At 46.0% G+C, this 8964-nt stretch carries 6 protein-coding genes; 5 read left to right on the forward strand and 1 reads right to left on the reverse strand.

Annotated features, from left to right (window positions below; translation table 11 throughout):
• The first annotated feature begins 9 nt into the window (after nt 1-9).
• The 5 genes from rpoC (at nt 10) to tuf (ending at nt 8791) form a co-directional block, all read left to right on the forward strand.
• The gene (gene rpoC, locus O9X84_RS04505) at nt 10-4182 is read left to right on the forward strand and encodes a DNA-directed RNA polymerase subunit beta' (protein ID WP_269518387.1); all 4173 of its coding nucleotides are present in this window, start codon (nt 10-12) and stop codon (nt 4180-4182) included.
• Nucleotides 4183-4492: 310 nt separating this feature from the next.
• Nucleotides 4493-4867 (forward strand): 30S ribosomal protein S12, encoded by a 375-nt coding sequence (rpsL, locus tag O9X84_RS04510; RefSeq protein ID WP_032097755.1) that lies wholly within the window; start codon nt 4493-4495, stop codon nt 4865-4867.
• 75 nt (nt 4868-4942) lie between these two features.
• Nucleotides 4943-5413: a 30S ribosomal protein S7 gene (rpsG, locus tag O9X84_RS04515; protein WP_269518388.1), complete on the forward strand. Its 471-nt coding sequence runs from the start codon at nt 4943-4945 to the stop codon at nt 5411-5413.
• Nucleotides 5414-5440: 27 nt separating this feature from the next.
• Complete coding sequence (gene fusA, locus O9X84_RS04520) at nt 5441-7543, forward strand: elongation factor G (protein ID WP_269518389.1); 2103 nt, start codon at nt 5441-5443, stop codon at nt 7541-7543.
• A 63-nt stretch (nt 7544-7606) separates the two neighbouring features.
• Nucleotides 7607-8791 carry an elongation factor Tu gene (gene tuf, locus O9X84_RS04525; RefSeq protein ID WP_269518390.1) on the forward strand — a complete coding sequence of 395 codons (1185 nt, stop codon included), beginning with the start codon at nt 7607-7609 and terminating at the stop codon, nt 8789-8791.
• Here the strand turns inward: tuf and O9X84_RS04530 are convergent.
• Nucleotides 8783-8964, reverse strand: a 182-nt coding sequence (locus O9X84_RS04530; protein WP_269518391.1) for a hypothetical protein, incomplete at its 5' end; no start/stop codon positions are given. The two genes, tuf and O9X84_RS04530, sit on opposite strands and share 9 nt — an antisense overlap.

The raw sequence follows: 8964 nt of genomic DNA on the forward strand, positions 1-8964 counted from the left end.
GAGAGTAATGTGAAAGACTTATTAAAGTTTCTAAAGCAACAGCATAAGGCCGAAGAGTTCGATAATATTCGAATCGGCCTTTCTTCACCTGACATGATTCGTTCATGGTCTTTTGGTGAAGTGAAGAAGCCTGAGACTATCAACTATCGTACGTTCAAGCCTGAGCGTGACGGTTTATTTTGTGCCCGTATCTTTGGCCCTGTTAAAGATTACGAGTGTTTGTGCGGTAAGTACAAGCGCCTTAAGCACCGTGGTGTTATCTGTGAAAAGTGTGGCGTTGAAGTTACACTGACTAAAGTTCGTCGTGAGCGTATGGGCCACATCGAGCTAGCAAGTCCAGTAGCACACATCTGGTTCCTTAAGTCACTTCCGTCTCGTATCGGCTTAATGCTTGATATGACGCTACGTGACATTGAGCGCGTGCTTTATTTTGAATCATACGTGGTCACAGAGCCAGGTATGACGACATTAGAGCGTGGCCAGTTATTAAACGAAGAAGACTATCTTGATTCGTTAGAAGAGCACGGCGACGAGTTCGACGCGAAAATGGGTGCAGAAGCAGTATTTGATCTGTTAACTGTACTAGACGTTGATGCCGACGTTGCAGCAATGCGCGAAGAATTGCCTTCAATTAACTCTGAGACAAAGCGTAAGAAAATTACGAAGCGCCTTAAGTTACTTGAATCGTTCCAGCAGTCTGGTAACAAGCCAGAGTGGATGATCATGACAGTACTTCCAGTATTGCCACCAGATCTTCGCCCTCTAGTACCACTAGACGGTGGACGTTTCGCTACGTCTGACCTGAACGATTTATACCGTCGTGTTATTAACCGTAACAACCGTCTTAAGCGTCTTCTAGACCTTGCTGCTCCTGACATTATCGTGCGCAACGAAAAGCGTATGTTACAAGAGTCTGTTGATGCACTTCTAGATAACGGACGTCGCGGTCGTGCGATTACCGGTTCTAACAAGCGTCCACTTAAGTCGCTTGCAGACATGATCAAAGGTAAACAGGGTCGTTTCCGTCAAAACCTTCTTGGTAAGCGTGTTGACTACTCTGGCCGTTCTGTAATTACTGTTGGTCCAACACTTCGTCTTCACCAGTGTGGTCTTCCTAAGAAGATGGCACTTGAGCTATTTAAACCGTTTATTTACGGTAAGCTTGAAGGTCGTGGTCTTGCAACAACTATCAAAGCTGCTAAGAAGTTAGTAGAGCGCGAAGCACCAGAGGTTTGGGACGTACTAGATGACGTTATCCGCGAACACCCTGTATTGCTTAACCGTGCACCTACACTTCACCGTTTGGGTATCCAAGCATTCGAACCAACACTAATCGAAGGTAAAGCGATCCAGCTTCACCCGCTAGTGTGTGCGGCGTATAACGCCGACTTCGATGGTGACCAAATGGCGGTACACGTTCCGTTGACTATCGAAGCACAGCTTGAAGCTCGTGCGCTAATGATGTCGACGAACAATATCTTGTCACCTGCTAACGGTGAGCCGATTATCGTTCCTTCACAGGACGTTGTATTGGGTCTTTATTACCTTACGCGTGACAAAGTAAACGGCTTAGGCGAAGGCATGGTATTTACCAGCCCGAATGAAGCAGAAAAAGCATACCGTACAGGTAATGCAGAGCTTCATTCTCGCGTTAAAGTACGTATTACTGAATATGACATTGATGAAAACGGCAATAAATCAGAGAAAGTTACCCTGACACAAACTACGGTTGGTCGTGCGATTTTCTCATTGATCCTTCCAAAGGGTCTACCGTTTGAAATCATCAACCAAGCGATGGGCAAGAAGCAAATTTCAAAACTATTGAATGCTTGTTACCGTACCCTTGGTCTAAAAGATACTGTTATTGCAGCTGACCAAATCATGTATACCGGTTTCCACTACGCGATGATCGCGGGTGCGTCTGTTGGTATTGATGACATGGTAATTCCTGAAGCGAAGAAAGACATCGTTGACGCAGCAGAAGCTGAAGTTATCGAAATTCAGGAACAGTTCCAAAACGGTCTTGTAACAGCCGGTGAGCGTTACAACAAAGTTATTGATATCTGGTCTAATGCCAACGAAAAAGTTGCTAAGGCCATGATGGACAACCTTAAGACTGACATCGTAATTAACCGCGATGGCGAAGAAGAAGAGCAAACATCATTTAACTCTGTTTACATGATGGCCGACTCGGGCGCTCGTGGTAGTGCTGCTCAGATTCGTCAGTTAGCGGGTATGCGTGGTCTGATGGCTAAACCGGATGGTTCAATCATCGAAACACCCATCACGGCAAACTTCCGCGAAGGTCTTAACGTTCTTCAGTACTTCATCTCAACGCACGGTGCGCGTAAAGGTCTTGCCGATACAGCACTTAAGACTGCGAACTCGGGTTACCTAACTCGTCGTCTTGTAGATGTTGCGCAAGATTTGGTTATCACTAACGATGACTGCGGCACGTTCGGTAGTGTTTCTATGACACCACTAATCGAAGGTGGCGACGTAGTTGAACCTCTTCGCGAACGAGTACTAGGTCGAGTAGTTGCAGAAGACGTAGTTAAGCCAGGTACTACCGAAGTACTGGTTGAACGCAACGTATTACTAGACGAAGCGCTAGTAGACATGCTTGAAGCCAACTCAGTTGACCAAATTCAAGTACGCTCGGTTATCACCTGTGATAACGACTTTGGTGTGTGTGCTAACTGTTATGGTCGTGACCTTGCTCGCGGACATATGGTTGGCAGTGGTGAGTCGGTTGGTGTTATTGCAGCACAGTCAATCGGTGAACCGGGTACACAGCTTACCATGCGTACATTCCACATTGGTGGAGCGGCATCACGAGCGTCAGCTGAGAATAGTGTTCAGGTTAAGACGGCGGGTAGCCTTAAGCTACACAATGAAAAATCTGTACGTAACTCAGACGGTAAAGTGGTTATCGTTTCTCGTTCAACAGAACTTACTGTTATCGATGAACAAGGTCGTGAGAAAGAACGTTATAAAGTGCCTTACGGTGCAGTTCTTAGTGTTGACGATGGTGCGAAGATTGCAGCTGGCGACGTTGTTGCTAACTGGGACCCGCATAGTCACCCAATCGTTACTGAACGTGCGGCTAAAATTAGCTTCGCTGACATTGACGACACCAATACAGAAATGCAGCAGGATGAGCTTACTGGTCTAACGCGTATCGTTGTTAAAGATTTAACAAAGGCGAATGCAAAAGAGCCTAAGCTAATCCTTGAAAGTGATGAGTTCGGTCTTCAAGAAATTCGTCTTCCAAGCTTTACAACAATCGAAGCAAAAGAAGGCAAAGTAGCTAACGAAGGTGACGTGCTAGCGCGTATACCTCAGGAAAGCTCGAAGACTCGTGATATCACGGGTGGTCTACCACGAGTTGCTGACTTGTTCGAAGCACGTAAGCCTAAAGAGCCTGCTATCCTAGCGGAAATCTCAGGTACTATCGGTTTCGGTAAAGAGACTAAAGGTAAGAAGCGCTTAGTGATTACACCTGCTGAAGGTGATGCATACGAAGAGATGATTCCGAAATGGCGTCAGCTTAATGTGTTCGAAGGTGAGAAAGTGGAAAAGGGCGAAGTTATTGCCGATGGTCCAGAGTCTCCACACGACATATTGCGCCTTCGTGGTATTTCCCATGTAGCAAACTACATCGTGAACGAAGTTCAAGAAGTTTACCGTCTACAGGGTGTAAAAATTAACGATAAGCACATCGAAGTTGTTATTCGTCAGATGTTGCGTAAGTGCGTTATTACTCATCCGGGCGATACGCAGTTCCTAGAAGGCGAGCAAGTAGAAGTTTCTAACGTGAAAGTGGCAAACCGTGAAATTGAAAAACACGGTAAGATACCAGCACAGTACGAAACACAACTACTTGGTATCACTAAAGCGTCACTGTCGACTGAGTCATTTATCTCAGCGGCATCGTTCCAGGAAACAACACGCGTACTAACTGAAGCTGCGGTTCAGGGTAAAGAAGATGATCTTCGCGGTCTGAAAGAGAACGTTATTGTTGGGCGACTCATTCCAGCAGGTACGGGTTTCGCATACCATGAACGCCGTGCTCAACAGCGCAAAGAGCAAATCGAAGAAATGTCAGTATCTGCAGCAGATGCAGAACAGGCATTGACCGAAGCGCTTAACGCTGGTGCAGACGACGATTCGGCCGAATAAGGCATGATCATAGGAGTGCGTTAACGTACTCCTAACATAATGGCAGCTTAGGCTGACAGATTTTAAGAATATTAAGTGCTTAGAGTTTGTACAGCTTGACAGTCAGGGCGATGATCATTAATATTCCGCGACCCGATTTTGGATAGCCCCGAAAGGGCTCGACAAACGGTCGCGGTTTTTTGTATCAGAGCCTGGTAAATGTTGACGAGCACAATATTTACCGCAAACAGGGCGACGAATTAAAAAGTCGCATTATATGGACCCAATCACAGTGATTGGGTTTTCGTAGTTTTTAATCAGGAGCTAGTTAATGGCAACAGTTAACCAGTTAGTGCGCAAGCCACGCAGAAAGCCCGTTGAAAAAAGCAACGTAGCTGCACTGCAAGCTTGTCCACAGAGACGTGGTGTATGTACTCGTGTATATACAACTACGCCAAAGAAACCAAACTCTGCACTACGTAAAGTATGTCGTGTACGTCTAACTAACGGTTTTGAAGTTTCTTCATACATCGGTGGTGAGGGTCACAACCTACAAGAGCACAGTGTAGTACTAATCCGTGGTGGTCGTGTTAAAGACTTACCAGGTGTTCGTTATCACACAGTTCGCGGTACATTGGACTGCGCAGGTGTAAACGATCGTAGACAAGCCCGTTCTAAGTACGGCGCGAAAAGGCCTAAGTCTTAACGGTTCTCCGTTAGTAAGGCCAAACTGAAGTTTAAGAGTTTTGGGTATTCCCTGAATTCATACGGAGAATAGAAAATGCCAAGAAGAAGAGTCGTAGGTCAACGTAAAATCCTACCAGAGCCGAAATTTGGTTCACAACTGCTTGCTAAATTCATGAATGTCGTAATGCTCGACGGCAAGAAGTCAGTCGCTGAAAAAATCGTTTACGGTGCGCTAGATATTGTTGCTGAAAAAACCAGCAAAGCACACCTAGATGTATTCGAAGAAGCGCTTGATAACATCCGCCCAACGGTTGAGGTTAAGTCTCGTCGTGTTGGTGGTTCAACTTATCAGGTTCCAGTCGAAGTACGTCCAGTTCGTCGTAATGCACTAGGTATGCGTTGGATGGTTGATGCTGCACGTAAACGTGGCGAAAAGTCTATGGCTCAGCGCCTAGCAGCTGAAATGATGGATGCAGCAGAAAATAAAGGTTCAGCGGTTAAGAAACGTGAAGACGTTCACCGTATGGCCGAAGCAAACAAAGCGTTTGCTCACTACCGTTGGTAATCAACGTTATATAACTGAGAGAGATTTATGCCTCGTAAGACCTCGATTGAGCGTTATCGCAATATTGGTATTGTGGCTCACGTGGACGCGGGTAAAACCACGACCACAGAGCGTGTCTTGTTTTATACAGGACTGTCTCACAAAATCGGTGAAGTGCACGATGGTGCTGCTACCATGGACTGGATGGAACAGGAGCAGGAGCGTGGTATTACTATCACGTCTGCTGCTACTACCTGTTTCTGGTCTGGTATGGAGCAACAGTTCGATCAACACAGAATAAATATCATCGACACGCCTGGACACGTGGACTTCACCATTGAGGTGGAACGTTCATTACGTGTTCTAGACGGTGCGGTAGTTGTATTCTGTGGGTCTTCTGGGGTAGAGCCTCAATCAGAGACAGTCTGGAGACAGGCTGACAAATATGCAGTACCACGCCTTGTATTCGTCAATAAGATGGACAGGGCTGGTGCTGATTTTGAACGTGTTGTGGGTCAAATCCGCAAACGTTTAGGCGCTAACTGTGTTCCGATTCAAATCAACATGGGCGCTGAAGAAGAATTCCATGGTGTCATCGATTTAATTAAGATGAAATCAATCAACTGGAATGGAGACGACATGGGTATGACGTTTACCTATGAAGACATTCCGGCTGAATATTTAGAAAAAGCACAGCAGTATCGCACTGAAATGGTAGAAGCAGCGGCAGAAGCCTCTGATGAGTTAATGGACAAGTATTTAGAAGGTGAAGAGCTTTCTGAAGACGAAATACGACTAGGGCTACGCACCCGTACGCTGAACAACGAAATTGTTCTTGCCACCTGTGGCAGTGCCTTCAAAAACAAAGGTGTTCAGGCAGTATTAGATGCGGTTGTTCATTACCTTCCTTCGCCAAATGAAGTAAAAGCGATTACCGGTATTCTTGACGACAAAGACGAAACAGAAGCAGAACGTCATCCTACGGACGAAGAGCCGTTTTCTGCTTTGGCGTTTAAAATAGCTACCGACCCATTTGTTGGTACGCTGACGTTCTTCCGCTGCTATTCAGGTGTGGTAAATACAGGTGATACTGTCTATAACCCTGTTAAAGGTAAGCGCGAGCGCTTTGGTCGTATCGTGCAGATGCACGCAAAAGACAGAGAAGAGATTAAAGAGGTACGCGCGGGCGATATCGCGGCTGCAATAGGCCTTAAAGATGTCACTACGGGTGATACGCTCTGCGATCCGAATAATATTATTACGTTAGAACGTATGGAATTTCCTGACCCGGTAATTTCAATTGCAGTAGAGCCAAAGTCGCAAGCTGACCAAGAAAAAATGGGTATAGCACTTAGCAAATTGGCCGCAGAAGATCCGTCATTTAAAGTAAAAACTGACGACGAAACGGGTCAAACGATCATCTCTGGTATGGGTGAATTACACCTTGATATCATTATCGATCGCATGAAACGCGAATTTAAGGTTGAATGTAACGTAGGTAACCCTCAGGTTGCTTATCGTGAAACCCTCCGCAAAAATGTTGAGGTGGAAGGGAAGTTCATTCGTCAGTCGGGCGGCCGTGGTCAATTTGGTCACGTATGGTTGCGCATTGAGCCTCAGGAAGAGGACTTTGGCTACGAATTTGTGAACGAGATCGTCGGTGGTACTGTTCCAAAAGAGTTCATACCAGCGGTCGATAAAGGAATTCAGGAGCAGATGCGAAGTGGTGTTCTTGCAGGGTATCCGGTACTTGATGTAAAGGTTACTTTGTTTGACGGTTCGTACCACGATGTTGACTCTTCTGAAATGGCGTTTAAGATCGCCGGCTCTATGGGTTTCAAAAAGGGCGCCGCAGAAGCAAATCCGGTGTTGCTTGAACCCACTATGAAAGTTGAAGTAACAACTCCAGAAGACTGGATGGGTGATGTTGTTGGCGATTTAAATCGTCGTCGCGGCATGATCGAAGGTATGGAAGATGGCGTAGCAGGTATTAAAACGATACGTGCTAAAGTGCCACTTTCAGAAATGTTTGGGTATGCGACAGACTTGCGTTCACAAACGCAGGGCCGCGCTTCATACTCAATGGAGTTTTTCAATTATTCTGAGGCGCCTAACAATGTGGCGCGGGCTATTATTGAATCTAGAATCTAATCTAAATGAAGGTTCGGTCCGGTCTATTTGTGGGTCGGACTTTTAACTTAGGAAACGAGAAAAATGGCAAAAGAAAAGTTTGAACGTACGAAACCCCATGTAAACGTGGGTACTATCGGCCACGTTGACCACGGTAAAACTACACTAACTGCAGCTATCACTACTGTTTTAGCTAAGACTTACGGCGGTTCTGCAAGCGCATTCGATCAAATCGATAACGCGCCTGAAGAAAAAGCACGTGGTATCACCATCTCTACGTCACACGTAGAATATGATACTCCTGCTCGCCACTACGCGCACGTTGACTGCCCAGGACACGCTGATTACGTTAAAAACATGATCACTGGTGCTGCACAGATGGACGGCGGTATTCTAGTAGTTGCTGCGACTGATGGCCCTATGCCACAGACTCGTGAGCACATCCTACTTGGTCGTCAGGTTGGTATTCCTCACATCATCGTGTTCATGAACAAGTGTGACATGGTTGATGATGAAGAGCTTCTTGAGCTAGTAGAAATGGAAGTTCGTGAACTTCTTAGCGAATATGACTTCCCAGGCGATGACCTTCCAGTTATCCAAGGTTCTGCACTTAAAGCCCTTGAAGGCGATGCAGAATGGGAAAAGAAAATCATCGAACTAGGTGAAGCTCTTGATTCATATATCCCAGAGCCAGAGCGTGCAATCGACAAGCCGTTCATTCTTCCAATCGAAGACGTATTCTCAATCTCAGGTCGTGGTACTGTTGTAACGGGCCGTGTTGAGCAAGGTATTGTTAAAGTTGGTGAAGAAGTAGAAATCGTTGGTATCAAAGATACTGTTAAAACGACTTGTACTGGTGTTGAAATGTTCCGTAAGCTTCTAGACGAAGGTCGTGCTGGTGAGAACGTTGGTGTACTACTACGTGGTACTAAGCGTGATGACGTAGAGCGTGGACAAGTACTAGCTAAGCCTGGTTCAATCAACCCACACACTAAGTTCGAAGCAGAAGTATACGTATTGTCTAAAGACGAAGGTGGCCGTCATACTCCATTCTTCAAAGGCTATCGTCCACAGTTCTACTTCCGTACAACTGACGTAACTGGTGCTGTAGAGCTTCCAGAAGGCGTAGAAATGGTAATGCCTGGTGACAACCTTAAATTTAAAGTTGAGCTAATTGCTCCGATTGCGATGGACGAAGGTCTACGTTTCGCAATCCGTGAAGGTGGTCGTACAGTAGGTGCTGGTGTTGTTGCGAAGATCCTAGACTAATCTAGACTCTGCAAACACTGCACAAAAAAGCGCACTTAGGTGCGCTTTTTTTGTTTGCCCAGCGAAGCTGGCAAACCCGTCAGGTTGGAAGAAACCTGAATCACCCTGACTGAGGGGAAGATAATCTGAATGGCAAGGGCGTTGTTGGCCAACGACAGGGTCCGAAGGAAGCC

The sequence above is a fragment of the Alteromonas sp. BMJM2 genome, from assembly GCF_027257845.1.
Lineage (GTDB): Bacteria > Pseudomonadota > Gammaproteobacteria > Enterobacterales > Alteromonadaceae > Alteromonas.

Coding starts and splice junctions, on each gene's coding strand:
- rpsL (WP_032097755.1), top strand. CDS start 4,493: ATGGCAACAGTTAACCAGTTAGTGCGCAAGCCACGCAGAAAGCCCGTT.
- rpsG (WP_269518388.1), top strand. CDS start 4,943: ATGCCAAGAAGAAGAGTCGTAGGTCAACGTAAAATCCTACCAGAGCCG.
- fusA (WP_269518389.1), top strand. CDS start 5,441: ATGCCTCGTAAGACCTCGATTGAGCGTTATCGCAATATTGGTATTGTG.
- tuf (WP_269518390.1), top strand. CDS start 7,607: ATGGCAAAAGAAAAGTTTGAACGTACGAAACCCCATGTAAACGTGGGT.